The following is a 26737-nucleotide window of genomic DNA, read 5'->3' on the forward strand; positions in this document are numbered from 1 at the left end:
TCACTCCATACCCAGCTTAATGCTATTTACTCTCATTAAGCCTCTTAACTTTTAAGTTACCTTTAGTTATTATGTACTACTTTAATGGCTTTTTTGATCTGTGACAGTTGAGGGTGCGGAATGTGGGTTAAAAAATGTCTTTAATTCTCCTCCTGACTCCTGACTCCTCACTCCTGTACGGGCGAAGTAGGGGCGAAGCATTCGGAAAATAACCTGTGATAAAAATTGATAATTTATCGCCCGAATGCTTCGCCCTTACAGGAAAATAGCCTTTTCATAAAATTGATAATTGGTCGTCCGAATGCTTCGCCCCTACGACTCCTGACTCCTAGCCCTAACGAAAAGACTTTTTCAGCAAACCCTTTTTAAACACCCTCTAAAGTGTAGAAGCTCAAAAATTTTGGATTTGGGGGTTACGATTTTTCCCATACCAAATTTTTTCATCTAAAATCTCAAATCTCAAATTCCCGGTAAAGCAAAGCATCAGTTATCCTGCTCAAACCTATTAGAACAAAAAATCTGGGGATCGCTTGCAGAATTGTTCACAATTTGTTACAAAAGTACAAAGAACTTCTAGAGACCCAAAACCTAATGTTAGGCGGACTTACTGGTTTAACAGATCCCAAAGGCACAGATTGGGGAGAGCGAATGCTCAACACAGTCGCCAGCCAAACGATTCGCCACCTGTTTACCCAGAGCGAGTCAGTAGAAGTCTTTGTGCGCTGCTATCCCTCCAGCAAACTGTTGCAAGGCAGCATTGATAGCTTTAAAATGAGCGGTCGTGGCCTAGTAATTCGGAGAGACTTCGCTGTTGAAGAAATGTCTTTTGAAACCGATGCGGTTGCCATTGACTTTAGTTCGGTTTTGAGCGGCAAACTCAACCTTAAACAACCCACCCAAGCAGTAGCGCAAGTAATATTATCAGAAGCAGGTATTAATCAAGCTTTCCAAGCAGAATTGGTGAAAAAGCGACTTCTCAACCTTTCTGAACCAGCTTTAACAGCAATTTCAGGTGGTGAACCAGTTTCCTTTACCGACGTTCAAATACAGTTATTACCGGGAAATCGCTTACATCTTCTAGCTAAAGCTGACTTAAATAACGGTGAAGTCATACCCCTGAGTATGACTTTAAGTATAGGTATTGAAAGACGGCGACGAGTTTCTTTTAAAGATCCAAAAATTGAACTAGAACAAGTACCAGAAGCACAACGGGAAACCTCCCAAACTTTAAGCATGGCACTGGTAGAAATTTTAGATAATATGGTCGATTTAGACCGTTTTGACCTGGATGGTGTAAAAATGCGACTTAATCGTTTAGAAACCGAAGGTCAAAGATTGATTTTTAGTGGATATGCAGAAATAGAACGAATTCCTAAAAGTGGTTAATGGGGATTGGGGGAGAGGTGATAGTTAATAGTTGATAGTTGATTGGGTTATTACAGCAGTTTTCATGTCTTTAGACCACAGTAAGGGCGAAGCATTCGGACAATTAATTATCGGTTTTTACCTAAGACTATCATCCGAATGCTGATGCTTCCAGCACGCTTCGCGAACGCCCCTACATTGTTGACGCGAAACCTAAATCAAAATGTGGTTTATTTACCTGAAAATAGCTGTAATCTCCCCATCTCCCCAATCATCAATCACCAGTCCCCAATCACCAATCACCAATCACCGTTTATCTACCAACACCTACATATTGGAAACCCGCTCTTACCATCGTTTCCGGGTCCAAGAAGTTACGACCATCAATCATAACGGCGTGGTTCATTAATTTTGCCATTTTTGCATAGTCCAAAGTGCTGAACTGTTGCCATTCGGTAACGAGTACCAAAGCATCACAGCCATCAGCCAGTCTTTCGGCATCGGTTTCTACCAATACTCCTGAAAGACCATGACGCATACCTGTTTGGGAAATAATCGGGTCATAAGCTTTGACTTTAGCTCCCAGTCGATTGAGTTGCTCAATCAAGTTGAGTGCAGGAGCATCCCGTAAATCGTCTGTATCGGGTTTGAAGGTTAAACCGAGTAGTCCCACAGTTTTACCTTTGAGGATTTTTAAAGCTTGTTGTAATTTTTCCAAAGCAATCAAACGCTGACGTTCATTCACACTCACAGCAGCTTTGAGTAACTGGGCTTCATATCCATAATCATCAGCGGTGTGAATTAGTGCTGATACATCTTTGGGGAAGCAAGAACCACCCCAACCTATGCCCGCTTGCAAGAACTTGTTACCAATTCGGGAATCTAAACCAATACCTTTTGCTACTTGGGTAACATCAGCACCAACGCGATCGCAAATATTTGCCACTTCATTAATAAAACTAATCTTGGTTGCCAAAAAAGCATTGGCAGCATATTTGATCATCTCTGCTGAACTCAAGTCTGTCACCAGCACTGGTACAGGCGGTAAAGACTGATCAACAGCAAACTTGCGTTCTACAATCGGGGCATAAAGTTCCTTCATCATGGTGATCGCCTGTTGACTGTTCCCCCCCAAAACAATCCGATCCGGGTTAAAGGTGTCGTAAACTGCTGAACCTTCCCGCAAAAACTCTGGATTACTCACAACATCAAAGTGAGCGGAAATTTCCGGTGGTTTTTCCTCAGCAGATGAACCACCTACCGCCACCAATGACTTCTGACGTTCAACAATACCATCTAAAACAATCATCCGTACCCAGTCACCAGAACCGATGGGTACTGTAGATTTATTCACAATTACCTTATAACCGCCATTGAGATTAGCTCCAATCCCACGCGCTACAGCTTCCACATAACGGGTATCACTTTCACCATTAGGTAATGGCGGAGTTCCCACAGCAATAAACAGAATTTCTCCGTGGGCAACTCCCCCAGCCATATCCGACGAAAATTGAATATTTCCACTATTAATAGCAGCTTGCATAATTTCCGAAAGTCCAGGCTCGAAAATTGGCGACTGCCCAGATTTCATTAACTTTAGTTTCTCTTCGTTGTTATCTATGCAGATGACATCATGACCAATATAAGCTAAACAAACTCCTGTGACTAAACCCACATAACCAGTCCCGATTACACAAACACGCATTTTTTAAACTCCTCGTTTTTTTATTATCAGTCATTGGTTATTAGTCATGAGTTGTTGGTTAACAAACGACTAATGAGAACTGATTATAGACTAATCATTAGTTTTGATACGTTGACGGAAATCTTCTACTGTTAGTTTTAACCCTTCTTGTAAAGGAATGGTAGGTTCCCAATTTAATAAAGTTTTTGCCTTGGTAATATCGGGACGACGACGACGAGGATCATCGGAAGGTAGGGGTTCAAACTTAATTTCTGCATCTGGGTTAACCATATTTTGTACTGTCTGTGCCAGTTCTAAAATAGTGTATTCATCAGGATTACCCAGATTTACAGGTCCGATGTAATCACCATTCATCAGCCTCATTAGACCTTCAACTAGATCAGATACATAGCAAAAGCTGCGAGTTTGTGAACCTTCACCGTATACAGTTAAAGGAATTCCCTTTAATGCTTGCACAACCAAGTTACTGACTACCCGACCATCGTTTTCTAACATCCGTGGTCCATAAGTGTTGAATATTCGAGCTACACGAATATCAACTTTATTTTCTCGGTAGTAGTCAAATGTCAAAGTTTCCGCAATTCTTTTACCTTCGTCATAGCAGGAGCGGATGCCAATGGGATTAACACTACCACGATAATCTTCGGTTTGGGGATGGATTTCTGGATCACCGTAAACTTCACTGGTGGAAGCTAATAAAAATCTCGCTTTCACCCTTTTAGCTAACCCCAACATATTCAGGGTTCCCATCACATTAGTTTTGACGGTTTTAATGGGGTTGTATTGGTAATGCACAGGAGACGCAGGACAAGCCAAATGATAGACTTGATCCACTTCTAAGCGAATTGGCTCAGTAATATCATGACGGATCATCTCAAAATAAGGGTTATTGAACCATTTGAGGAGATTGCGTTTATTTCCCGTATAGAAGTTATCCAAACATATAACTTCATGTCCATCAGCCATTAGTCGGTCTATCAGATGAGAACCAATAAACCCAGCACCGCCAGTCACTAAAATTCTCATAGTTTCCCAATTATTTTCTAGATATTTCCAGGGGTATTATCCTTATTTTTAGATTACCCGGCTTCAGTATATTAATACATAGTTAAGGAAAATAACTCTCAGTAGATTAAGCAATTTTCCCACAGAGCCTGTACAAAATTATTATTGATTTTCTTTTATCTTCTAAATGAATTTGGAATTTTCTGTTATTTTTCATCAAATCTTCAACATAATCTAAAAAATGTCAAGTTTTTTTACAAGAAGTGTCGCCAGTGATGATGAATTAAATAATGAGCAAGTCCTAAGTTGACAATTTCATAGACAAAACTATACTTGTATTAACAAAAATCAATATATTTTTAGGAAAAAATCAACTACTTGATATATAATACGGTGATATCAAGTATTGAATTGAGACTATTGCCGACGCGAAAACCAAGCAATGATGGTGGTATTCTTTTTCAGAAACTTAATTGGAACACAATCGCGTCTGGCTAAGGCGTGAAAGTCTACTGAGGGATAACTGCTCCCATGCTCCCGTTGAAGTAGAAAGTAAAGTCTAGTTTTGTCTAGGTTTTATATAGCAGAATTGTGGTTAGTATTTTTGTGAAACCGCTATTTTATTGTGGTTAATATTTGACAAAGCAAGTGTATGATGGCGTTGTGGTTCTCCCAGAATGATTATGGAGCAGGTAAGTTGCCTAGCTAATTCGCTGGTAACATCACTCATAGCTAACCCTCCAGGGATAGTACGATTACGGATAAAAGGCAATACAACTAAATCATACAATCTTGCAGCCTGTAAAATAGCTTGAGCAGGATTTTCATGAGTGAAAATTTGAATTTCTGGTGGATTTGGCACAGCTAAATTAGATACCCATTGGGATAAATGCTCTCTTCTGGCAGAAAGTTGACTAGCACTGGTGCGGCGATCGCAAACATTGAGAAGAGTAATCTGGCTTTGATTAGCATCTGCCAAGGTTTGAGCAAATTGTACAGGTGTAAGTGCTGGCGTGGTTAAATTTTCTATCGGCACTAAAATACGCTGAATTTTTTTTGGTGATTCTACCAGACGTGCCACAGCCACTGGACAATGGGAAGCCCAAAGCACATTATCAATGACATTCCCTAATAAACGCGCCCGCAAACCAGTACGTTTACCCCAACCTATAATAATCAAATTCGCTTTTTGTTCACGAGCAGTCCTGCATATTCCAGGAGCGAAAGCATCATCAATTCTCAGTAATGGTTCTGCTGGTGCGCCTAATAACTGACTTTGTGCAATGGCTTTAGCCAATAACTTTTCACTGTGCTGCCAAGCGGTATCTAACTGGGGTGCATCCATTTGAGATGTAGCATGAGCGATCGCTAATGGTAAAACTTTACCCTGGGATTGACAGGCTAATAAGGCCGCCATTTCCATCAAATACTTTTGCGTTTGGGGATTTTGGATAGGTACGATGATAGTAAAATTACCCTGAGATGATTGTGATTGCTGCTGAGAAAAAGTAATTGGTGATACTTCTTCCACCGATGAACAGGTCAAATTCACAGCACACCCAGCAGCCATGAGACTTGTCAGCCAAGGTCCCAAAGTCGCTGTAATCAGCACCAAGATAATGGCAGTGTTTAATACCTCTCCTGACAGTACACCAGACCTGTATCCCCCTACAGCCACCGCTAATGTTGTACCTCCCAAGGGAAGAGATAGTGACCAAATAGTTAGTGTTTCCTGCCAACTATAGCGGTAAACCAACCTTGCCAACACAGATGCCATAAATTTGCCGACAATCAAACCCACTAAAATTAATAGTAATAACTTGATTGTGCTGTACCCAGCAAAGAAGCTAGGTAAATCAATCCTTAAACCTAAGTCAATAAAGAAAATAGGAATAAATAAAACACTGCCGATAAATATTAATTTTTCTTTAACTGGTCCTTCGCCTATAGCTTCATTAACGGCTAAACCTGCCAGGAAAAAGCCCACAATTTTGTTTAAACCCATCAGTTGTGCAATGACAACTGCCAGAAATACAGACATCAACACACACAAAAACTTGTTACCCTCCTCATCCCCAGAACGGCGGAAAAATTCTTGGATCGCCCAATCAAAACCGACTAACACTATCATGAAGTATATTATTACCCAGCCTAATATAGTTATTAGTTGAGAAAATTTGGATAACCCACCATGAAAGCTGGTGATAGCAACAGTTAAGATTAGCAGTGTGCCGATATCTTTAAAAATTGTGGCTCCCATTGTCATAGTCACAGCCTGATTATTTGTCAATCCCAAACGATTGATAATTGGATATGCCAAAAGAGAGTGAGAAGACAGGAAGCAGCCTATTAGTATAGAACTATGCCAACTAAAGTCCAAAAATCGTCCTCCTAATGTTCCTAGCATCAGGGGTAAAAGGAAACTAAAAGCACCAAATATTAAGGAACGACTTTGCTGTTGACGGAAAAGTGGGATATTAAATTCCAATCCGGTGATAAACATCAAGTAAACTAACCCAATGTCTGATAGCAAGGCCATCATTGGCAATTCAGGTTCAAATAAGCGCCAACCTGATGGACCTAGTACCACTCCAGAGCCAACCAAACCTACTAATGCTGGCAATCTTAGTCGCTCAAAGAGGATAGGTATAACAAAAATAACTAACAGTAAAATAGCCAAGGGAACAATAGGTTCTGGTCCTAGAACTTGAAAGGTTGGATCTAACGTCAGAACTTGTGACACAAGTGGCATCATAAAAAACATTTATCAGTTATCAGTTGTCAGTTATCAGCTATTAGGAGTTCAAAAATTTCCAGGACTCAGGAGTTATACACTGAATACTGAATGTTGAATGTTAAATGTTGAAGTTTTGTCGCTCCCTGCTCGCTACCTATTCCCTATTCCCTATTCCCTATGGGTGAATTTGGCTCAAAATAAAGCGTAGTCGATCATAATCGTCTTTTAGCAGTACACTGAGATGGCGACCAGCTTTAATCAGCCATTCTCTGTCAGCTTTGCGTAATTGGTAAACTTCACGAATAGCAGATGCAGCTAAAGATTCTACTGGCGCACCATTAATCAAAAGTAACGTCCTTAAAAAATCTAATTTTTCTGTGAACCTGACGATCGCTTCTGGTTGACACCGATAAACCGCTTGATGTATTTGGGGCGGACGTGGTGGGAGATACTGATACACTCCTTGGTTACTGAGATTTTGTGACTGCTGCTCAAATCCAACAATTGCCGCCCGAAATTCTGTTCTGAGCATAGCAAATATCTGGGGTTGTTCTTCTCGCAAAGTTTGCAAAGACAAACCCAACGCCCTAGCCCGGTGTACAGAATCTATGGGCATAGTTGTGGCATGATATACTACAGCATAGATTTGATTCCCAGATTCTTCATCTACAGCACAAACCCAACTACCAAAAGGTGGCATAACTGGAAAACTCAAGTCTTCTGGTTCTAGACATTGCGCCAAAAATTCGGTAGTTGTGGTTTCGATCACCTCCGCAATGTGGTGAGGATGGCGATCGCCTGTCGCAAACTGTGGTAAGGGTAGACGCATGACAATCAGTTATCAGTTAACAGTTATCAGTTATCATCTGTCTTTTATCAACTGTGGACAAATGACAACTGACAAATGACAACTGACTAATGATGACTAATGATGACTAATGATGACTAATGACGAAAGAATTATTTTCCTTTTTTCTTGGCAGTAGTTTCTACGAGTTCTAATTCTGGCAAGCGGAAGGTAATAATTTTGTCCCAGTTACCACCTTCAAACAGTACAGCTACTTTACCATCACTTACTCGTTGCACAAGTCCTTCATACCGATAGTATGTATCTGCGGGATTTTTGACGCGAACAGTGGCTCCAGGCAGAATCATGTTTTTACCCTCAATTTGTTCTCTTTTATTAGCTTAATATTAGTTGATGGTGATTGGTAATTGGTAATTGGTAATTGGTGATTGGGAAAATCAAATTGATTACCCAGTCCCCAGTCCCCAGTCCCCAGTCCCCAGTCCCCAGTCCCCAGTCCCCAGTCCCATTTAATAATATTTTTGCCCTTGCCGGAAATTAGCCACAGATTCCACAATTCCCAAGGCAATAAAGTTTGCCAGAATGGCAGAACGTCCATAGCTCATCCAAGGTAGGGTAATACCGGCAACAGGAACTAAACCAATGGTCATACCTACATTAATAATTAACTGAAACACAATCATTAACAAAACACCAATAGCTAACAAAGAACCAAAATTATCTTTGGCGGTTTGAGCTACGTGTAATAGTCGGTAACAAATTAAGCAGAAAGCGAAAAGTAAAATTAAACAACCCACGAAACCAAATTCTTCACCCACAGCAGAGAAAATAAAGTCAGTATGCTGTTCAGGGACAAAATTTAGTTGTGTCATTGGGCCTTTGAACAAACCCCATCCCCAGATTTCCCCAGAACCAATGGCTATTCGAGATTGAATTAGGTGATAACCAGCACCAAGGGGGTCAAGTTCAGGATTAATAAATACAGTCAGTCTATCTTTTTGATACTCTTTTAATAGATGATTCCAGGCAAAAACACCTAGTCCACCACCGAGCATATTGAGACATAATGTACCAATACCACTAAGTCCAAATTTACGCCAAGGTAAAGTTTGCCAACCCACAATTCCCATAGCTCCTGCCCAGGCTAAACCCAAAGGAGTAAGAGAAATATTTTCAAAGAGAACTATTGAGTTGGACAAAGGCCAAGGTATGCTGAATAAAATTGCTGAGAATACAGGCGAAACCAGCAAAATTAACCAACCAGGATTAGCATTTGCCCAATAGAGCATTCCTAAAACTATTGACCCAAAAACCAGTGATGTATCCAAATCTGGCTGTACAAATACTAATCCCCAAGGAACAGCAGCGATCGCCAGGGAACGCAAAACACTATCAAATGTAGGATCTGTACGTTTATGTAGCAAAGCAGCCAAGCTAATAATTAGACCAACTTTAGCAAATTCTGATGGTTGCACATGAAACCCACCAATACTAATCCATCGCTGTGCGCCTTTGGCACTTGTACCAACCACCATCACCAAAATCAGACTAAAGTTAGTCAGAGCATAAGTGATCCAATGCCACTGCATTAAGTTTTCGTAGCGACAACGAGCCAAAAACAGAGCAATGATTGATCCAATACCAGTCATCAGCCAATGCCACCACCAGTCAGTTACTGGCTTATTCAGTTCTGTACTGAGGATCATAAGTCCACCAAACATACTGACAGCAACAGCTAGGCAAAATAATAGCCAATCTACCTGCTGCCAAGGCTTAATCCAATATTGCCAGCGGACTTTAGGGAGCGAACGTTTTAACAACATTGTGCGAAGAGCGACTTGAGTTTTAAATGGGGACTGGGGACTGGGGACTGGGGACTGGGGACTGGGGACTGGGGACTGGGAAGAAAAAACTCTATCCTGCCTCCTGCCTCCTGCCTCCTGCCTCCTGCCTCCTGCCTCCTGCCTTCTTGCTTATGTCAGAGCAGCAACTGATACTTTACCTGCGATAGCTAGAGCGATCGCTTTTAAAGCTTTAGCAGAAGCTGAATCTGGATCAGAAACCACTATGGGTATACCACTATCTCCACCAACTCTGGTAGAAATTTCCAAAGGAACACAGCCCAAAAGTGGTACATCTAATTCGGCAGCAGTTTTTGAACCTCCACCAGAACCAAAAATGTCATATTGTTTATCTGGTTGATCGGGAGGAATAAAATAACTCATATTCTCCACAATCCCTAATACTGGTACATTCATTTGCTGGAACATCCGCAAACCCTTGCGAGAATCCAGTAATGCGACATTTTGAGGTGTAGTCACAATTACTGCTCCTGCCATTGGTACTGCTTGGGTTAAAGTTAACTGAGCATCTCCAGTTCCCGGAGGCATATCGACAATTAAATAATCAATTTCTCCCCATTGCACCTGATACAAAAATTGACGAATTACGCCATTGAGCATTGGACCACGCCAAATAACTGGTTGATCGCGGTCAATCAAAAAGCCCATTGATACTAATTTGACTCCATGATTAAATGCAGGTTCGAGAATTTCCCCAGTTTCTGTGGAGCGCACAGTAATTTCTGCATCAGCTAAACCCAACATGGTGGGATCATTGGGTCCGTAAATATCAGCATCTAGCAAACCAACTTTCGCCCCTGTTTGTGCCAAAGCAACTGCCACATTTACGGCAACTGTGCTTTTACCAACACCACCTTTACCGCTAGAAACCGCAATAATATTTTTCACCCCAGCCACACCAGTGCGATCCGGTAGGCTTTTTTGTTGGGGTGTTTCTGCTGTTACTTCTACGCTGATATCTGTTACACCAGGCAGTTTTTGCACAGCTTTTTTACAATCTTCGACAATAAATTCTCGCAAAGGACAGGCGGGAGTAGTCAACACCAAAGTAAAGCTAACCTTGCCACCGTCAATTTTGACGTTGCGAATCATATTCAGTTCTACCAGACTTTTGCGAAGTTCTGGATCTTCCACTGGTCGCAACACTTCTAGGACTGACTGGGAATTGAGGACATCATACATAGCGTTTGTACCGTTGCCGCCTTAATAAAGCTTAAAAAATTTTCATGTTCTCCTACTTGAATCTTAACTTTCTTGGGGCATTAGTGATTGGTGACTGGTGATTGGTGATTGGTGATTGAAAATATAAATAATTTCTCCCTGCTCCCTGCTCCCCTGCTTCTTCCCCAGTCCCCAGTCACTTAAAAATCAAAACAACTGTCATCGAGAGATTTTTTCTTGCCGGAAACTGCTTGCAGTGCTGCTTTTTCTACAGATTCTACTAAAGACCGTGCTACTCGATCTACATAGGGACGGGACAAAGACCAAATTAGAGGTGATAACCAGCCACGTAGTGTTACAGAATAAGACAAATAACTGCCACAAACCGTTGACTCTACTTGGTATGTGATCCGTTCCTCAATCCCAGGAATTGCCAAAACGCGGATACTTAACATCTGTTTAGGATTTACCCGTTCTACAAAAATCTGGATGGGAACTGGCCAAAAGCGTGTTACCGCTAGGAAAATTAATCCGGGTTTGGGTACTAATCCTAATGGTACGTTAGTGCTTTTGAGGAGTGGATGCCAGGAAACATCTGTTAAGTCAGCCACCTTTAACCAAAGTTCATCTACAGAAGCAGAACTGATCTCTCGATAAGTCCGCACCAGAGAAGCACAAAATCGACGACGTTTGCGGTGGATGAATTTGGATAACCAACCTTGCACTGTCCTAATCCTCCTGGCTACAATCTGTCTGGTGACTCTGGCATCTGGGAAAATTTGAGTCAAGCTTATCTACTCACTACAGATACCATACAGAAAATCGACTGCTTTGTGGACTAATTCTCTAGGTTCTGGTGTTCATAACAGAAATATCTCCATAATTATTGCAAAGAAACTTAATGAATCTACAAGCCTATACGCATTTGATGGAAAATAGCTTTAGTCAATCAATTTTGGATTTTAGATTTGCGTTAGCGAAGCGTACGCAGCGCAGCGAGTATTTTAGATTGACTGCGCCGACAAAGGGACGCAGTTTGGGGATTTGAGATTGAGGGCGGGGCTGGAAGTAAAAAATCATCCAAAATCCAAAATCCAAAATCCAAAATCTAAAATCTAAAATTGGCATGGTCAAGATAATCTATTGGTTTTGACCACTCATCAGAAAAAGCAGTTTTGGCAAATTGCGCCAGGTTTTTGGCTCTAATTGTCAAGAAATTTTTAAAATGGAAATTTGTAGCTTGCACAAAAATTGTAATTTTAGGTTCGGGAATCTATGTTGACCAACTCGCAAACCCCCACTATCACAACAGAATCATCCAAATTTCTCCCAGCACCTGACGCTCAGTCCAGAGTTAGTCAGTTTATGAAACAGTTGCAAGACGAAATCACCAACGAGTTAGAAGCACTGGATGGTGTTGGTAAGTTTATGGAAGACAGTTGGGAGCGTCCAGAAGGGGGTGGTGGGCGATCGCGTGTCTTGCGTGATGGCGCTATTTTTGAACAAGCTGGTGTAAATTTTTCTGAAGTTTGGGGTTCCCATCTCCCCCCGTCAATTTTAGCCCAGCGCCCAGAAGCAACAGGACACGGATTCTATGCTACTGGTACTTCTTTGGTGTTACACCCTCGTAATCCTTATGTACCTACAGTCCATTTAAATTACCGTTATTTTGAAGCAGGTCCAGTTTGGTGGTTTGGTGGTGGTGCGGATTTAACACCTTATTACCCCTTTGCTGACGATGCGGCTCATTTCCATCAAACTTTGAAACAAGCTTGCGATCAACATCACCCAGAATATTACCCTGTGTTTAAACGCTGGTGTGACGAATATTTCTATCTCAAACATCGGGGGGAAACTAGAGGTGTTGGCGGTCTGTTTTTAGATTACCAAGATGGTCAAGGTGCTATTTATCGCGGACCGGATCCCAAAGGAGAAGCCGCAAATTATAGTAATCAGGTGGGAGCATTACCTCCACGCACTTGGGAACAGTTATTTTCTTTGGTGCAAGATTGTGGTAGAGCTTTTTTACCAGCTTACGTGCCAATTGTCAAGAAAAGAAATGGCATGGAATATGGCGATCGCCAACGGAATTTCCAGCTATACCGTCGAGGAAGATATGTAGAATTTAACTTGGTTTATGACCGAGGCACAATTTTCGGTCTGCAAACCAATGGACGCACAGAATCAATTCTCATGTCTCTACCACCTCTAGTTCGTTGGGAATATGGCTACCAACCAGAACCCAATTCTCCCGAAGCTGAACTTTATGAAACTTTTCTGAAACCACAAGATTGGATAAACTGGAAACTAAATCAACAGTAACAAGTGTTGGTAACACAGTAAAATTCCACACATTTATCTAGATCCAGGAGACAGGACTGGGGCTGGTCGATGAAGAATCAAGGGTTTGGGCTGGTTTGAGGAAATAGGATGAAAGAAGATATTTGTGATCTGGTTTTAGTAAAGGATATTTAGGCAAATAGTCGCTTTTGTCTGAGAAAGATACACTTTTATCTCTAGAGAACTCTGCTTTCCATTCACCAAGAAACCGAAAATTCCCCAAACCCAGCCTCAATAGATTAATGGGAAATTTAGTGAATCCAGATACTTACCACTGTTGCAGTTAGTTAAACTACTACAATATAGGCATTGAGTCAAAATTCTCAGTTTGTAGTTATAGCCGGCTCATGTTCAAGATCAAACAGAGAGAATCCTGTAATATTTGATTTAATTAGCTGATTGAGGATTCTGGAAAATATACGGTTGATGGTGAAATTTAAACAATCACCAATTTATGAAGTCTATATAAAAAAGTGAAAAAGTAGTTTATTTTCAGGACAATATCACGGAGACAACAGTGAATATAGACCAAAAAACCTATACAAACCTAGACGGGAATACTGTAATTGTCTTGAAACCAACTGATCATCGTTTAGACATCACTACTGCTTGGCAATTTCGCCTGAAGTTACAAGAGTGTATTTCTAAACTCAGTCGTCATGTAGTTGTCAATCTGGAGCAGGTAAATTTTATTGATAGTTCTGGTCTTACTTCCTTAGTGGCGGGAATGCGTGATGCTGATAAAGCGAAGGGTAGTTTCCTGATCTGCAATATCCATCCAGAGGCCAAACTTGTCTTTGAGGTGACAATGATGGATACAGTCTTTGAAATTTTTGAAACTGAAGCAGAAGCTTTGGAAAGATTATTCCTCAACTTGGTCAAGAACGAATAGGAGTCAGGAGTCAGGAGTCAGAAGGGGAAAAAGAGAATTTTTGCGAAACTAGCTGTTAACCTCATATCTTGCATAACTTGGCAAAGTAGCCTTTAAACGAGAAAATAAAAATACGTCGCCCTTAACATTTTCTTTGTGAATAACGTCCGTACCGTCTCTGATACAAAGCGAACTTTCTATAATCTTCATACCCGTCCCATCAACACTATTTACCGTCGGGTAGTGGAAGAGTTGATGGTGGAAATGCATCTGCTGTCAGTAAATGTTGATTTTAGCTACAATCCAATTTATGCCTTGGGGGTTGTCACCACTTTTGACCGCTTCATGCAAGGCTATCAACCGGAACAGGACTTAGCATCTATTTTTAAAGCCATGATTCAGGCTGTAGAGCAAGATCCCCAACGGTATCGACAAGATGCAGCTAGATTGCAAGCTGTAGCACATAGTTTGCCAGTTAAGGATTTAATTGCTTGGTTGAGCCAAACCACTCAATTCTATCAAGATGTCGATTTGCAAGCACAACTACAAGCTATTGCTCAAAATCCTCATTTTAAATACAGCCGCTTGTTTGCCATTGGTTTATTTTCATTATTGGAATTGGCAGATGCTGAATTTGTCAAAGATGACCAGCAACGTAATGAGGGGCTAAAAGCGATCGCTCTAGGTTTACACCTATCTGAAGATAAAATTACCAAGGATTTAGAGCTATATCGTTCTAATCTCGATAAGATGGCACAAGCACTGATAGTAATGGCAGATATGCTGGCTGCAGATCGGAAAAAACGCGATCAACGTCAGCAAAAATCCACTGCTCCGGTAGCTCCTCCCAGTAACGAATAATCTGTAATTCGTGATTCGTAATTCGTAATTAAAAGTTGCAGAGCATCAAATTAAATTATTGATTATTTATGCCAAGCAACCTAATTGACAACGAGAAAAATGTACAAAGCTGTCAATTCTCATTACAAGTAAGAATTCAGAACTTAGGGGTCAGGAGTCAGAATATTTGATAAATTTGTTAATTATCAAATAGTGATTTTTCTGTAAGCATTAAAAATCTGACTACTGAAAGCCAATAGCTGAATGCTGACAATTAAGAATTACGAATTACGAATTACGAATTACGAATCATGAACTATTTACACACCCAGTAATTTGTAAATTATATTGTTAATAATGGTGAGTGCAAAAGCCCCTAAAACAGCACTCCAAATCCCATAACGTAAGCGAAAACCTTCTACTAACCAAGCAGCAATACTAAAACAAACAACAGCAATCATGAATGTAAAGATACCAGATAATAAGTCAAAAGTGGCTAAATTTGGTATCGTAAATACAACGCCTAAAATGGGTCTAACTAATGCGGTAATAATACCAAGAACTGCTGCGGAAAAAACCGCTTTCTGTGGAGAATCAATTTCCACACCCACAGGCAACTTACTAATAATCCACAAACTGATAGACGTGACTATCCAAACAATTAACAGAGTCGTAATATTCATTGCCGCAACCCTTGAAACGTAAATGGTGATTGGCGATCAAGTCAGAGAATGTTTTAAAAGCTTCCCTATCGGCGAATATAATTCGCTACTACACAAACCAAATCCACCTCGGTGAGTTTTGCCTATGTAGCCGCGATTTCTAATCGCCCACTGAGTGCTGATAGCGGAATTTACGCGATAAAATACTTGGTCTATTGATGGGAAAATCTTTGTAGCTTAACCAATTATTTATAAATTAGCAGAGGTTTTTTCTCTACAGTGATTTATTTTAAATATCTTTAGGTTTATCTAATATTTCTTGATATTGCTAAAAATAAAATTCCCCCTAGCCCATATTATGCAACCGGGTTTGAGGGAATTTAGACTGAGAAAATTTGATTAAAATTGTGTCACCTTTGTGGTGCAGAATCGCTATTTTGCGGTACAGGTACTTGGGGTGTGGTGTTGTTGGGAACTATGGGCGAAATTCCCGGATTAATCCCTTGCTCTGGTGCTGGAAATGGATTGGGTGCAGAGGGTAGAGAAGGGTTAAAATTATTTTGGGGGTCAGTTCCCGGTGTTGGTACAGTATTAGGTATTGGTACAACCGGGGTAGTAGACAAGTTTGGTGAATTAGTCAGTGGTTGAGATGCTCCAGGAATAATTCCCAAAGAAACACGATTACCTCCCACTTGTCGGAGCAAATCTAATGTTTGAATCACATCATTATAAGTTGCTGTACGAGAGGCATTCAGCAACAAAATACCATTAGGATTTGTTTGGATATACTGCTTTAATCGTGCTTGCAACTCTTCCCGTCTCACAGCTTCTTTTTCAATGTAAATTTGACCAACAGCATCAATAGTTACAGGTAAAATGTCACTTCGTAGCTGTGAACTAGCAGAGGAAGTAGTACCTGTGCTGGCTTTGGGTAAATCCACATTAATTGCCTGTTGTCTGGTAAATTGCAAAGCTGCTAACAAAAAGAAAGTCAGGATACAAAAAACAACATCAATTAAAGGAATGATTTGAATTTGAACTTCTTCGATGGGAGTATGTAAGTTAACTTTCATTTTCTAGCTCTGGTGGGGAGTCAGGAAAGGGATTTTGGTCTGTTTTATCTGTTGTATCTGAAGCTGGTTCTGGGGTTGGAGTAGAATTATTTTTGCGTCGCTTACGGGGTGAAGTAAAACGTTCCTGTGTGGGTTCCCGTACTATTCCTAATGTACTTTTGTTGGGATCTGGTGGAGACTGACGGTAAAGCAACTCTAAATCATTGCCAGCTTTATTAAAAACTTTAACTTGGTTAACAACAAAACCTTGAAACAGGCGATAAAATACCAAAGTGACGATCGCAACTATTAACCCAGCGGCCGTACTAATCAAAGATTCGCCAATCCCTGTAGTTACGCCAGCTGTAGATTCAGTACCCAAGTCACCTATTCTAATTGCTCGCAAGGACTGAATCAAACCTAAAACCGTACCCAATAATCCTAACAGTGGGGAGAGAGCAATCACAGATTCCAAGAGTTTTTCTCCTCTCCGCATCCCTGCTACTTCTTCTGCTGCTGTGGACTCTAACGCTAGTCGGAAGGTTTCCGCATCACTTTTTTGTAAGCGTAGGGGTGCATAGAGAAAACGTCCTATGGGCTGATCAATGGCTTTTTGGGCGATTTCCGTAGCTATTTCCCAATTATCGGTAGCAGCATCTAAAACGCGCTCTACAATTTCTTTTTCCTGGGTCAAGATCCGCAACCAGAACCAAAGACGCTCAAAAATCACACTCAAAGATAGGACTGACAGCACCAGCAAAGGCCACATCGCTGGACCGCCCTTGTTAAACAAATCTAAAATATCCACTTTGTAGGTTTCCTCTCTCCATTACTATTCTGTTTACTCAAAAATCTCGGTGCTTCAATTAGTCCATCTTTGTCACCATTAGTCCAAGCAATTGTATCTGTACAACCTAAATCAATTGCTATTGTCCCGGTATTGGTTTGACGACTATTTTTGAGTATTTCATCATCAACTTCTAATGCGATAGAGGCATACCATTTACCCTTGCGGTAAACAATATCACAGGTTTTAGGATTTCCCCATAACCTAGCTTTACCACGCATTTGAATTTGACCTATTTTAGCTAATTCCAAATAACCGTTATCGCCAATTGAGTGTACTTTCCATCCTGTACCAGATGGATATGTCCAACCAGAATAATGTCTAATTGATCTTAGTTTGGGGTATTTTGCTAAACCCACCAAAAATCTGTTGAATGCAAAGTCAACTCTTTTTAGTGTTGCTTGTAATGCTTGGGAATTGATATGTTTATATTCTGTCCACTGCTCCTTGAACTCTGGTAGACAATTTTGTTGATCTAGATATTTAACCGATTTACCAAACTTTTGATATTCGGTTTTGCGGTGATAAACAGCAACATTATACAGATCCTTGTGGAGTCTGCGGTGGTAGAGCAATGTTTCATTTATTTTCTGGGTTGGATATAGTCTAAATGTTGCTCTACGCAATGCCACTATTTATCACCTCTTTGGTTTTGATGTATTGTTAATTATAGTCACTCTATAATCGGTTGTCAATATGGAAACTACCCTAAACAGGGCTTCTCATGCTGTTTACAACATTCAGTTACATATAGTGCTAGTAACCAAATATCATAAGGATGTTATCAATCAAGCAATATTAGGTAAGCTACAAGAAGTTCTTGACCGTGTATGCTCTAAGCGAAAGAGTAAATTACTCGAATTTAGTGGAGAAGAAAATCATGTTCATCTATTGGTAGACTTACACCCAGACAACAATATTTCTCAATTTGTTAGTTCGCTAAAATCTGCATCTAGCAGAATTATTAGAAGCGAATTTCAGGAATATCTAAAACAGTTTTATTGGAAAAAAGAAGATCCTAGTTTTTGGACAGATGCTTATTGCGTTATATCTGTTGGCGGTGCTTCCCTGGAAACCGTCAAGCAATATGTCCAAAACCAAAAACAACCAAATAGGGCTTGCTGAATAAATGTGAAAATATTACAAGTAAAGGGTCTTAGCCTGCTGGAAGTTAAAAAAGTGCAAGACTTTACGAGGTGGGAACTCAAAAACCTTGCATTTAATTTCTACACAAAGGAAAAATCGCTCCCATCGAACTCTTGAAACTGTTCCCTGTTAAGAGTTCCCTGTCTCCACGACAAGACTTTTTCAGCAAACCCTAAGTAGTTAACAAAGCATGACTATTACCCATCTTCTATACTCCAAAGGGCGGTTATTCCTACCGGGAGTTTAGAAGATAATTTGCCAAAATAGAAGTTAATTGCAGGTACTAGAGGTTAAAAATATGAGCTTCTCTATTCAATCGCTTTACACTTGGTATCGCAATGTACTGCGTAACCCTAAATATCGTTGGTGGGTAATTATCGGTACAATAGCTTATCTTGTTAGTCCTATTGATATTGCTCCTGATTTTATCCCTGTTGTTGGTCAAATTGATGACCTGGTTTTGTTAACATTGCTGGTTTCAGAAGTTTCTGGATTGGTAATTGACGGTTGGAAAGCTCGTAAAGGTGATGTTGAATCTAGCGTCAATGAGTCTACATCTACAGATAATACTGTAGATAATACGGTTGATGTTGATGCTGTTTCTGTAAAGTAGTTTTAGGGAAAAAATACGTAAGCATTCAGCTATCAGTAATCAGTAATCAGCTTTTACCTAGGGGTTGATGATATTTATTAAGCGATTAACTGGGAAATGTTTTGTAGTTAATCGCTTTTTTTATCATGGAAATTCCTATTGCTGGATAATTTATATTCACTTCTTTAACTTCGTAAAATCCTTTTTTATCTCACGCAAAGACGCAAATTAAAAGTTTAATTTAAATCTTTACCAAGGAGAAGACTATGACACATCAACCTATGATATTAACTAATAATCTTTATGCAGAAGATTATAATTTATGTATTAGACATCTCCGAAAATTACATAAGCATAACCTGAAACCCATTCGTAGGGACAATTCATGAATTGTCCCTACATCTTTTTCGGAGAAGTCTATTGAAAAAACCGCTTCTTTATTAAAATTTTGTATATTAGATAACTTTTTCATAGTAAAGTGTCGAACTATCATCAAATCTGATAGTGTAACAAAATAACCAAAATATGGGTAAACAATTTAACCGAAGGAAGTTTTTACTTTATAGTTCTGCAACTATCGGTACTAGCCTTTTACTCAAGGCTTGCGGGAATGACTCACCCACTGCTACTGATACTGTTACCAATGGCAGTAGTGATACCGCTACAGATAGCAATAGTACCATCAAAGTAGGTATTTTACACTCCTTGAGCGGGACAATGGCCATCAGTGAAAGAAGCGTTGTTGATGCTGAAAGATTAGCAATTAAAGAAATTAATGCTGCTGGTGGTGTGTTAGGTAAACAAATTCAAGCGATTACTGAAGATGGCGCTTCTAACTGGGATACCTTTAGAGAAAAAGCTACCAAACTAATTGATCAAGATCAAACTGTTGTCATTTTTGGTTGTTGGACCTCTGCTAGTCGCAAGAATGTTAAGCCGGTATTTGAGAGTAAAGACCATATGCTCTGGTACCCAGTACAGTATGAAGGTCAAGAATGTTCTAAAAACATTTTCTATACTGGTGCGGCTCCCAATCAACAAATTGAACCATCTGTTGATTGGATGTTAAAAAATAAAGGCAAAGAATTCTTTTTAGTAGGTTCTGACTACGTATTTCCCCGGACTGCCAACACCATTATTAAAGCTCAATTGCAGGCTTTAGGTGGAAAAACTGTTGGTGAAGATTATTTACCACTTGGTAACGTAGAAGTTACACCTATCATCTCTAAAATTAGGCAAGCTTTACCCAATGGTGGCGTAATTTATAACACCCTCAATGGTGACAGCAATGTGGCATTTTTCAAACAATTAAAAGGGGCTGGATTAACAGCAGATAAATATCCCTCTATGTCTGTAAGTATTGCAGAAGAGGAAGTTAAAGCCATTGGTGTTGAATATCTCCAAGGTCACTATGCAGCTTGGAATTACTTTCAAACAGTAGACACACCTGCAAATAAAAAGTTTGTAGCAGCTTTTAAAAAAGAGTATGGTGCAGACCGGGTAATTAACGACCCCATGGAAGCAGCATACATCGCCGTTTATTTATGGAAACAAGCAGTAGAAAAAGCTGGAACAACTGACTTAAATAAAGTTCGCGCTGCGGCCTATGGTCAAACTTTAGATGCACCAGAAGGTAAAGTGACCATGAACGCCAATCATCACTTGTCGAAAATTGTCCGCATTGGTCAAGTGAGACAAGATGGTTTATTCGATATTGTCTATGCTACCCCCGCACCAGTAGAGCCAATTCCTTGGAATCAATTTGTTCCAGAAACTAAAGGATTTGGCTGTGATTGGTCAGACCCAGCTAAAGGTGGTAAGTACAAGCAAGTTTAAGTTAATGGTCAATAGTCAATGACCATTGACTATTGATATTTTTTGAGGATAAATAAGTGTTAATAGGTTTTTTGGAAGCTTTATTTAATGGTATTAGTATTGGAGCAGTATTATTAATTGCTGCTTTGGGACTAGCCATTATATTTGGTTTGATGGGCGTGATTAATATGGCCCATGGTGAATTGATGATGTTGGGAGCTTATACGACTTTTGTGGTACAAAATGGCTGCAAACAGTTGGGGGGAGTGTGGTTTGATTCTTATATATTTTTGGCTTTGATGATTGCTTTTCTATTCACTGCTCTTGTGGGGTTAGTGTTAGAACGGGGGGTGATTCGTTATCTGTATGGACGACCTTTAGAAACTCTCCTAGCTACTTGGGGGGTGAGTTTAATTTTTCAACAGTTTGTTCGCAGTGTGAATTGGTTATTAGTAGTTGGCATCTTCCTATTTTGTGTGTTGTTTTTTGGAGGTTTACGGGTTTTAAATGCTCGGAGTAATGGGGGGAAAGTTAGTAAATGGTTTGTAGGATTGTTGTTGTTACTATCTCTGGGTATAACAATAACAATGGGAAATTTATTGAGTGAGCAACAGGTGTTTACTCAACCTTGGTTTGGCGCTCAAAATGTAGATGTGACTGCTCCTGGTTGGTTGCAAAAGGGAATGTCTGTAGGTGGTCTCCAATTACCTTATGCTCGCTTGTTTATTATGGCTTTGACAATAATTTGTGTAGGAGGAATTTATCTATTTTTACAGCGTTCTAACTGGGGATTAAGGATTCGTGCTGTCACCCAAAATCGCAGTATGAGTGCTTGTTTGGGTATCCCTACTCAAAAGGTGGATGCTATCACCTTCGCTCTGGGTTCGGGGTTGGCTGGTGTAGCTGGTTGTGCTATTAGTTTACTCGGTTCTGTAGGACCCAACACCGGACAAAATTATATTATTGATACCTTTATGGTAGTAGTAGTCGGTGGTGTGGGGAATTTAGCAGGAACTATTATGGCGGCTTTGGGAATTGGTACGGCTAATTTCTTAATTGGTTCTGGGACTCTAGCCTTGGTATTATCTCCTATTCAACCTTTAGCCGATTTGTTGAATTTCTTTGCAACCACAAGTATGGCTAAGGTGTTAGTGTTTGCACTGATTATCGCGTTTTTACAGTGGAAGCCTGGGGGAATTTTTCCCCAGAAAGGTCGTACTGTTGATGTTTAAACCACAAAGGACGCAGAGCATGAGTCAGAAGGGAGGAAGGTTAATTTTAATTGAGATTGGGGCGGTGGTAGCGATCGCACTGATCCTGATTTTAATTATACCAGCAATGCTGTCTGGGTTTCGGTTGAATCTACTGGGGCGGTTTTTGTCCCTGGCTATTGTGGCTTTGGGTCTGGATTTAATCTGGGGTTATACCGGGTTGCTGAGTTTGGGACATGGGATTTTCTTTGGTTTGGGGGGATATGCGATCGCCATGTACCTAAAACTCCAAGTCCCCTCAGGGGAATTACCTGATTTTATGGGGTTGTATGGAGTGAAAGAACTTCCTTGGTTTTGGTATCCTTTCTATTCTTTTCCCGTCGCTACCGTGGCGGTGGTGTTCATTCCTGGCTTACTAGCGGGATTATTAGGATACTTAGTATTTCGTAATCGCCTCAAGGGGGTTTATTTTTCCATATTAACCCAAGCCGCAGTGATTATATTTTTCAACTTCTTTAATGGTCAACAACAACTGTTTAACGGTACTAACGGACTCACAGGTTTTAGAACCTTATTTGGGGTCAATGTCAGTGACTCCCAAACCCAATTCATTTTCTATACCCTGACGGTACTTGTTCTCGCCCTCACCTATGGTATTTGTCGCTGGTTGACAAGTGGACGCTTTGGGCGATTATTAATCGCTATTCGAGATGATGAAAGTCGGGTGCGATTTTCTGGCTATAACCCCACAGAATTTAAAGTTTTAGTGTTTGCGGTATCCGGTGCGATCGCTGGTATAGCAGGAGCATTTTATACACTTCAAAGTGGATCTGTATCACCTCGAACCATGGATATTGGTTTTTCTATTGAAATGGTGATTTGGGTGGCGGTGGGGGGACGCGCTACCTTAACCGGGGCGATAGTCGGTACTTTATTAGTCAATTATGCCCGTACTTTTTTAAGTGAACAATTTGCCGAAATTTGGCTATTTTTTCAAGGCGCACTATTTTTAATAGTCGTCACAGTCTTACCTGACGGTCTCATGGGATGGTTAAAAAAGCAAGAGATTTCTTTTTTCCATCGCCCCCGCCCAATCCCCACATATCCCACCTTAGAAGCAGACCCAGAAGTGCAACATGAACGCGAAAATCTTGGAAACTGAAAACGTCACCGTCAGTTTTGATGGTTTTAAAGCTATCAATCAACTCAACTTTAGTATGGATGCGGGAGAGTTGCGGGTAGTAATTGGTCCCAACGGTGCGGGAAAAACCACCTTTCTGGATGTAATTACCGGGAAAGTACAACCAACAGTTGGGAGAGTTTTATTCAAAGGTAAAAATCTCCGTTCTTTACCTGAACATGAAATCGCCCGCTTAGGAATTGGGCGAAAATTCCAAACACCGCGAATTTACCTCAACTTAACCCCCCGTGAAAACCTAGAAATTACTATTAACCGCCACAAAAATGTATTTTCCACCCTATTTAATCCCCCTCATGCTACGGAAAACAATAGTATTAAAGGCTTATTAGAAACAGTTGGTTTAACCCCTAAAGCAGACATTCCCGCCGGTTTACTTTCCCACGGAGAAAAGCAACGTTTAGAAATTGGGATGTTAGTAGCACAGTCCCCCGACTTATTACTAGTTGATGAACCAGTTGCAGGGTTAACGGACGAAGAAACCTATAATATCGGACAACTACTATTAACACTCGCCCAAAGCCATTCAATTCTAGTCATTGAACACGATATGGAATTTGTGCGCCAAATTGCCAAGACGGTAACAGTATTACATGAAGGTTCCGTACTATGTCAGGGGAGTTTTGAACAAGTCCAAAATGACCCTCGTGTGATCGAAGTATATCTAGGAGAACAGCCAGAATAAAACTGCTGTTTTTTAACCCCGATGGTCTGGAGTTTAGATAAATCATAACCGCTATTGAGAATCAAAAAACTGATGCTAAAAATTTCTCAACTTAACGTTTACTACGGTGAAAGCCATATTTTACGCAACGTAGATTTAAGCGTACCACCAGGGCAAATGATCTGTTTAATTGGACGTAATGGTGTAGGTAAAACCACTCTACTTAAAACAATTATGGGGTTACTCTCACCCCGCAGTGGTACAATTAACTTAAATGGAGAATTAATTAACTCCAAATCTCCAGACCAAAGGGCAAAAATGGGAATTGGTTATGTTCCTCAAGGACGAGAGATCATCCCCCGGTTAACAGTCAGAGAAAATTTACTTCTAGGGTTAGAAGCTAGACAGAAACAATCAAGAAAAGCAGAAATTTCTGAAGAAGTTTTTAGCTTATTTCCGGTGTTGAAAACTATGTTATCCCGGATGGGTGGTGACTTGAGCGGTGGACAACAACAACAGTTAGCGATCGCCCGTGCTTTGATGGGAGAACCACAGTTACTCGTCTTAGATGAACCCACCGAAGGAATACAACCCTCAATCATCCTGGAAATTGAAGCCGCAGTACGTCGCATCGTAGAAACCAAAGGGATTTCTGTGTTATTAGTAGAACAACACTTACACTTTGTCCGTCAGGCTGATTACTATTACGCCATGCAAAAAGGTGGTATTGTCGCCTCTGGTTTCACCACAGAACTGAGTCAGGATGTGATTCAAAAGTTTTTAGCTGTTTAATTTGTTTAATTTTGATTAAGTATTTTACCGTAAAGTCAAATCCTCACTACTAACCCACATTCCGCACTTCGTTTTGTAATCGACAAAAACTACAGGAATTAAGGAGAAAACTATGACACATCCATCTATGATATTAACTAATAATTTTTATGCAGAAGATTATAATTTATGGATTGAAAAAACCGCTTCTTTATTAAAGAATAAGCAGTTTTCAGAATTAGAATTAGAAAATTTAATTGAAGAAGTTGAAAGTATGGGAAGAAGTGAAAAAAATGCTTTAAAAAGTAATTTACGAGTTTTAATTATGCACTTGCTTAAATACAATTTTCAACCTCAAAACAGGTCAAATAGTTGGTTGTATACAATATATGAACATCGTCAAAGATTACAAGATGCGTTTTTAGATAGTCCTAGTTTAAAAGGCTATTATTTAGAAGTTTTGGATAATTGTTATCACCACGCTCGTAAAGAAGCAGCGATTGAAACTGGACTTCCTTTATCTATTTTTCCTGAAGATAATCCTTTTTCCTCTGATGAAATTTTAGATGCTGATTTTTTTCCAGTTTAATCATAATTTCTGTTGTTAAACGATACCTACGGTAAGCTATGCGATCGCACTTCCTCAACCTCCAAAACAGCGAACCGACCAGTCAGCACTTGCGTGATCGCTAAGTTGGATTTACTTGGATTTACTGAGAAATTTTTTATAATTTCTGATATGATATTTATATTTATTCCAACAAATTGTCCATGAAAATAAATGGTAATCGTGATTTACCTACTGGTACACTCAGAAGTATTTTGAAAGATGCTGGTTTGACTGAGGAAGATTTAGATTAATTTTGTTGATCGCACCTCCTCAAGTTCCCAAACATTCTTTTTTATAGATAAATTTATGCTACTATCAAAGATAGTGAAGAACAAATATTTTTATGTTAAATTTAGACAGAATTACATTTGATAGACAAATTATGGCAGGACAAGCTTGTATTCGAGGAATGAGAATACCTGTTTCTTTAGTGGTAAATTTAGTAGCTAATGGTAAACCGATAGAGGAAATTTTAGAAGAATATCCTGATTTAGAAGCTGAAGATATTCGTCAATCTTTACTTTATGCAGCTTGGTTAACTCAAGAAAAAGTTTATTCTATTAGAACTGCGTAGTAATCATATTTTTATTAAGAATTAAAATGAATTTTACTAAGTTCTTGATATACTGATAATATACCAAAATAATAAAATCTAGGATTTTATGATTAACAATCACCAATCCATTACAGATAAATCATCAACGAAACCCCGCAATGATTTATTACTAGAAATTGAACATACTCCAGAAGAATACATACCAGAATTACTACAAATTGTCCGGTTATTTCGTCAAAGTGTGACGATGAAACAGACATCTTTAAAGAACTGGGAAAATGCTATTAATGAAATTAATGAAAGTGATGCAATTAAAAAAGAAGATAGAAAAAATAATATTAAAAGATTGTTTGAGTCATGGAATGAATCAGATGATCAACAAGAACAACAAGAAAATTTAGAAATTATTGAATCTATGAATAGTATTTCAATTTAAAATAAAATGAGTAAGGTTATTGTTTTAGATTCTGCACCTGTGGGATTAATTACTAATCCTAAAGCAAATCCTCTAGCTGTGCAATGTCAAGAATGGTTTTATAGTCTTTTTGAAAGAGGTTATGAGGTAATTTTACCAGAAATTATAGATTATGAAATTAGACGGGAATTATTGAGGGCAAATAAGTTATCAGGAATTAGAAAACTGAATCAAATAAAAGCAGAAATTATTTATCTTCCTATTACCACAGAAGTGATGTTAAAAGCAGCAGAATTATGGGCTGAAGCGAGAAATAAAGGTAAATCTACAGCAGATAATAAAGCTTTGGATGGTGATGTTATTTTAGCTGCCCAATCTATTTTAGTTGCTAATTATGGACATGAGGTAATTATTGCCACGAGTAATAAAAAGCATCTTTCTATTTTTATTGATGCTAGGGAATGGGGAGAAATTTAAAATGTGCGATCGCACTCCCTCCAACCT

28 protein-coding genes are annotated in these 26737 nt (G+C 39.6%); 16 read left to right on the top strand and 12 right to left on the bottom strand.

Annotated features, from left to right (window positions below; translation table 11 throughout):
* Positions 1-591 precede the first annotated feature (591 nt).
* The gene (locus H6F45_RS21480; protein WP_190348348.1) at positions 592-1386 is read left to right on the top strand and encodes a DUF2993 domain-containing protein; all 795 of its coding nucleotides are present in this window, start codon (positions 592-594) and stop codon (positions 1384-1386) included.
* Positions 1387-1678: 292 nt separating this feature from the next.
* Here H6F45_RS21480 and H6F45_RS21485 read toward each other — a convergent pair whose 3' ends face one another.
* The 8 genes from H6F45_RS21485 to H6F45_RS21520 all read right to left on the bottom strand — a co-directional run bounded on the left by H6F45_RS21485 (position 1679) and on the right by H6F45_RS21520 (position 11368).
* The gene (locus H6F45_RS21485) at positions 1679-3070 is read right to left on the bottom strand and encodes a UDP-glucose/GDP-mannose dehydrogenase family protein (protein WP_190348349.1); all 1392 of its coding nucleotides are present in this window, start codon (positions 3068-3070) and stop codon (positions 1679-1681) included.
* Positions 3071-3160: 90 nt separating this feature from the next.
* The gene (locus tag H6F45_RS21490; RefSeq protein WP_190348350.1) at positions 3161-4096 is read right to left on the bottom strand and encodes a UDP-glucuronic acid decarboxylase family protein; all 936 of its coding nucleotides are present in this window, start codon (positions 4094-4096) and stop codon (positions 3161-3163) included.
* 574 nt (positions 4097-4670) lie between these two features.
* Positions 4671-6827 carry a cation:proton antiporter gene (locus H6F45_RS21495; RefSeq protein WP_137669090.1) on the bottom strand — a complete coding sequence of 719 codons (2157 nt, stop codon included), beginning with the start codon at positions 6825-6827 and terminating at the stop codon, positions 4671-4673.
* A gap of 160 nt (positions 6828-6987) precedes the next feature.
* Positions 6988-7641, bottom strand: a complete 654-nt coding sequence (locus tag H6F45_RS21500) for an HAS-barrel domain-containing protein (protein ID WP_096569294.1) — start codon at positions 7639-7641, stop codon at positions 6988-6990.
* A gap of 131 nt (positions 7642-7772) precedes the next feature.
* Complete coding sequence (locus H6F45_RS21505) at positions 7773-7967, bottom strand: NAD(P)H dehydrogenase subunit NdhS (RefSeq protein WP_096569291.1); 195 nt, start codon at positions 7965-7967, stop codon at positions 7773-7775.
* Between the two features lie 162 nt (positions 7968-8129).
* The gene (gene rodA / locus H6F45_RS21510; RefSeq protein ID WP_190348351.1) at positions 8130-9443 is read right to left on the bottom strand and encodes a rod shape-determining protein RodA; all 1314 of its coding nucleotides are present in this window, start codon (positions 9441-9443) and stop codon (positions 8130-8132) included.
* Between the two features lie 150 nt (positions 9444-9593).
* On the bottom strand, positions 9594-10664 hold the full coding sequence (locus tag H6F45_RS21515; RefSeq protein WP_096569286.1) for an Mrp/NBP35 family ATP-binding protein: 1071 nt from the start codon (positions 10662-10664) through the stop codon (positions 9594-9596).
* 179 nt (positions 10665-10843) lie between these two features.
* On the bottom strand, positions 10844-11368 hold the full coding sequence (locus H6F45_RS21520) for a polyketide cyclase / dehydrase and lipid transport (protein WP_096569283.1): 525 nt from the start codon (positions 11366-11368) through the stop codon (positions 10844-10846).
* A 550-nt stretch (positions 11369-11918) separates the two neighbouring features.
* Between H6F45_RS21520 and hemF the strand changes: the two genes are divergently transcribed.
* From hemF to psb29, 3 genes are all read left to right on the top strand, one after another.
* Positions 11919-12965 (top strand): oxygen-dependent coproporphyrinogen oxidase, encoded by a 1047-nt coding sequence (gene hemF / locus H6F45_RS21525; protein WP_137668124.1) that lies wholly within the window; start codon positions 11919-11921, stop codon positions 12963-12965.
* A 535-nt stretch (positions 12966-13500) separates the two neighbouring features.
* Positions 13501-13875: an STAS domain-containing protein gene (locus tag H6F45_RS21530; protein ID WP_096569275.1), complete on the top strand. Its 375-nt coding sequence runs from the start codon at positions 13501-13503 to the stop codon at positions 13873-13875.
* A gap of 135 nt (positions 13876-14010) precedes the next feature.
* On the top strand, positions 14011-14715 hold the full coding sequence (psb29, locus tag H6F45_RS21535; protein WP_096569272.1) for a photosystem II biogenesis protein Psp29: 705 nt from the start codon (positions 14011-14013) through the stop codon (positions 14713-14715).
* A gap of 299 nt (positions 14716-15014) precedes the next feature.
* Here psb29 and H6F45_RS21540 read toward each other — a convergent pair whose 3' ends face one another.
* The 4 genes from H6F45_RS21540 to H6F45_RS21555 form a co-directional block, all read right to left on the bottom strand.
* Positions 15015-15377: a phage holin family protein gene (locus tag H6F45_RS21540; RefSeq protein WP_096569269.1), complete on the bottom strand. Its 363-nt coding sequence runs from the start codon at positions 15375-15377 to the stop codon at positions 15015-15017.
* 389 nt (positions 15378-15766) lie between these two features.
* The gene (locus H6F45_RS21545) at positions 15767-16429 is read right to left on the bottom strand and encodes a biopolymer transporter ExbD (RefSeq protein WP_137668121.1); all 663 of its coding nucleotides are present in this window, start codon (positions 16427-16429) and stop codon (positions 15767-15769) included.
* A complete protein-coding gene (locus H6F45_RS21550) occupies positions 16419-17216 on the bottom strand; it encodes a MotA/TolQ/ExbB proton channel family protein (RefSeq protein WP_096569263.1) in 798 nt (265 codons plus the stop codon). Before H6F45_RS21550 ends, H6F45_RS21545 begins: the two co-directional genes overlap by 11 nt.
* On the bottom strand, positions 17204-17887 hold the full coding sequence (locus H6F45_RS21555) for an RNA-guided endonuclease TnpB family protein (protein WP_236104087.1): 684 nt from the start codon (positions 17885-17887) through the stop codon (positions 17204-17206). Before H6F45_RS21555 ends, H6F45_RS21550 begins: the two co-directional genes overlap by 13 nt.
* Before the next feature lie 64 nt (positions 17888-17951).
* Between H6F45_RS21555 and tnpA the strand changes: the two genes are divergently transcribed.
* The 12 genes from tnpA to H6F45_RS21610 all read left to right on the top strand — a co-directional run bounded on the left by tnpA (position 17952) and on the right by H6F45_RS21610 (position 26710).
* Positions 17952-18380 (top strand): IS200/IS605 family transposase, encoded by a 429-nt coding sequence (gene tnpA / locus H6F45_RS21560; protein WP_096569260.1) that lies wholly within the window; start codon positions 17952-17954, stop codon positions 18378-18380.
* A 319-nt stretch (positions 18381-18699) separates the two neighbouring features.
* Positions 18700-19014 (top strand): YkvA family protein, encoded by a 315-nt coding sequence (locus H6F45_RS21565; protein WP_096569257.1) that lies wholly within the window; start codon positions 18700-18702, stop codon positions 19012-19014.
* 504 nt (positions 19015-19518) lie between these two features.
* A complete protein-coding gene (gene urtA, locus H6F45_RS21570) occupies positions 19519-20829 on the top strand; it encodes an urea ABC transporter substrate-binding protein (RefSeq protein ID WP_137668118.1) in 1311 nt (436 codons plus the stop codon).
* 56 nt (positions 20830-20885) lie between these two features.
* A complete protein-coding gene (locus H6F45_RS21575; RefSeq protein WP_190348352.1) occupies positions 20886-22040 on the top strand; it encodes a branched-chain amino acid ABC transporter permease in 1155 nt (384 codons plus the stop codon).
* Between the two features lie 19 nt (positions 22041-22059).
* A complete protein-coding gene (gene urtC / locus H6F45_RS21580; protein WP_096572716.1) occupies positions 22060-23181 on the top strand; it encodes an urea ABC transporter permease subunit UrtC in 1122 nt (373 codons plus the stop codon).
* Positions 23156-23902 (top strand): urea ABC transporter ATP-binding protein UrtD, encoded by a 747-nt coding sequence (gene urtD, locus H6F45_RS21585; RefSeq protein ID WP_096569247.1) that lies wholly within the window; start codon positions 23156-23158, stop codon positions 23900-23902. Before urtC ends, urtD begins: the two co-directional genes overlap by 26 nt.
* Positions 23903-23974: 72 nt before the next feature.
* Complete coding sequence (gene urtE / locus H6F45_RS21590) at positions 23975-24673, top strand: urea ABC transporter ATP-binding subunit UrtE (RefSeq protein WP_096569244.1); 699 nt, start codon at positions 23975-23977, stop codon at positions 24671-24673.
* A gap of 112 nt (positions 24674-24785) precedes the next feature.
* The gene (locus tag H6F45_RS21595) at positions 24786-25241 is read left to right on the top strand and encodes a DUF29 domain-containing protein (protein ID WP_137667956.1); all 456 of its coding nucleotides are present in this window, start codon (positions 24786-24788) and stop codon (positions 25239-25241) included.
* Positions 25242-25423: 182 nt separating this feature from the next.
* Entirely contained in the window at positions 25424-25513 is a 90-nt protein-coding gene (locus tag H6F45_RS27125) for a type II toxin-antitoxin system HicA family toxin (RefSeq protein ID WP_268932442.1), read from the top strand.
* 92 nt (positions 25514-25605) lie between these two features.
* Positions 25606-25836 carry a DUF433 domain-containing protein gene (locus H6F45_RS21600; protein ID WP_137667957.1) on the top strand — a complete coding sequence of 77 codons (231 nt, stop codon included), beginning with the start codon at positions 25606-25608 and terminating at the stop codon, positions 25834-25836.
* Positions 25837-25924: 88 nt separating this feature from the next.
* Complete coding sequence (locus H6F45_RS21605; protein WP_137667958.1) at positions 25925-26254, top strand: hypothetical protein; 330 nt, start codon at positions 25925-25927, stop codon at positions 26252-26254.
* Positions 26255-26260: 6 nt separating this feature from the next.
* Entirely contained in the window at positions 26261-26710 is a 450-nt protein-coding gene (locus H6F45_RS21610) for a type II toxin-antitoxin system VapC family toxin (RefSeq protein ID WP_137667959.1), read from the top strand.
* Positions 26711-26737 lie beyond the last annotated feature (27 nt).

It is taken from the genome of Sphaerospermopsis sp. FACHB-1194 (genome assembly GCF_014696235.1).
GTDB classification, from domain to species: Bacteria; Cyanobacteriota; Cyanobacteriia; order Cyanobacteriales; family Nostocaceae; genus Sphaerospermopsis; species Sphaerospermopsis kisseleviana.

Coding starts and splice junctions, on each gene's coding strand:
- H6F45_RS21480 (WP_190348348.1), top strand. CDS start 592: ATGTTAGGCGGACTTACTGGTTTAACAGATCCCAAAGGCACAGATTGG.
- H6F45_RS21485 (WP_190348349.1), bottom strand. CDS start 3,070: ATGCGTGTTTGTGTAATCGGGACTGGTTATGTGGGTTTAGTCACAGGA.
- H6F45_RS21490 (WP_190348350.1), bottom strand. CDS start 4,096: ATGAGAATTTTAGTGACTGGCGGTGCTGGGTTTATTGGTTCTCATCTG.
- H6F45_RS21495 (WP_137669090.1), bottom strand. CDS start 6,827: ATGCCACTTGTGTCACAAGTTCTGACGTTAGATCCAACCTTTCAAGTT.
- H6F45_RS21500 (WP_096569294.1), bottom strand. CDS start 7,641: ATGCGTCTACCCTTACCACAGTTTGCGACAGGCGATCGCCATCCTCAC.
- H6F45_RS21505 (WP_096569291.1), bottom strand. CDS start 7,967: ATGATTCTGCCTGGAGCCACTGTTCGCGTCAAAAATCCCGCAGATACA.
- rodA (WP_190348351.1), bottom strand. CDS start 9,443: ATGTTGTTAAAACGTTCGCTCCCTAAAGTCCGCTGGCAATATTGGATT.
- H6F45_RS21515 (WP_096569286.1), bottom strand. CDS start 10,664: ATGTATGATGTCCTCAATTCCCAGTCAGTCCTAGAAGTGTTGCGACCA.
- hemF (WP_137668124.1), top strand. CDS start 11,919: ATGTTGACCAACTCGCAAACCCCCACTATCACAACAGAATCATCCAAA.
- H6F45_RS21540 (WP_096569269.1), bottom strand. CDS start 15,377: ATGAATATTACGACTCTGTTAATTGTTTGGATAGTCACGTCTATCAGT.
- H6F45_RS21545 (WP_137668121.1), bottom strand. CDS start 16,429: ATGAAAGTTAACTTACATACTCCCATCGAAGAAGTTCAAATTCAAATC.
- tnpA (WP_096569260.1), top strand. CDS start 17,952: ATGGAAACTACCCTAAACAGGGCTTCTCATGCTGTTTACAACATTCAG.
- H6F45_RS21565 (WP_096569257.1), top strand. CDS start 18,700: ATGAGCTTCTCTATTCAATCGCTTTACACTTGGTATCGCAATGTACTG.
- urtA (WP_137668118.1), top strand. CDS start 19,519: ATGGGTAAACAATTTAACCGAAGGAAGTTTTTACTTTATAGTTCTGCA.
- urtC (WP_096572716.1), top strand. CDS start 22,060: ATGAGTCAGAAGGGAGGAAGGTTAATTTTAATTGAGATTGGGGCGGTG.
- urtD (WP_096569247.1), top strand. CDS start 23,156: ATGAACGCGAAAATCTTGGAAACTGAAAACGTCACCGTCAGTTTTGAT.
- urtE (WP_096569244.1), top strand. CDS start 23,975: ATGCTAAAAATTTCTCAACTTAACGTTTACTACGGTGAAAGCCATATT.
- H6F45_RS21595 (WP_137667956.1), top strand. CDS start 24,786: ATGACACATCCATCTATGATATTAACTAATAATTTTTATGCAGAAGAT.
- H6F45_RS27125 (WP_268932442.1), top strand. CDS start 25,424: ATGAAAATAAATGGTAATCGTGATTTACCTACTGGTACACTCAGAAGT.
- H6F45_RS21600 (WP_137667957.1), top strand. CDS start 25,606: ATGTTAAATTTAGACAGAATTACATTTGATAGACAAATTATGGCAGGA.
- H6F45_RS21605 (WP_137667958.1), top strand. CDS start 25,925: ATGATTAACAATCACCAATCCATTACAGATAAATCATCAACGAAACCC.
- H6F45_RS21610 (WP_137667959.1), top strand. CDS start 26,261: ATGAGTAAGGTTATTGTTTTAGATTCTGCACCTGTGGGATTAATTACT.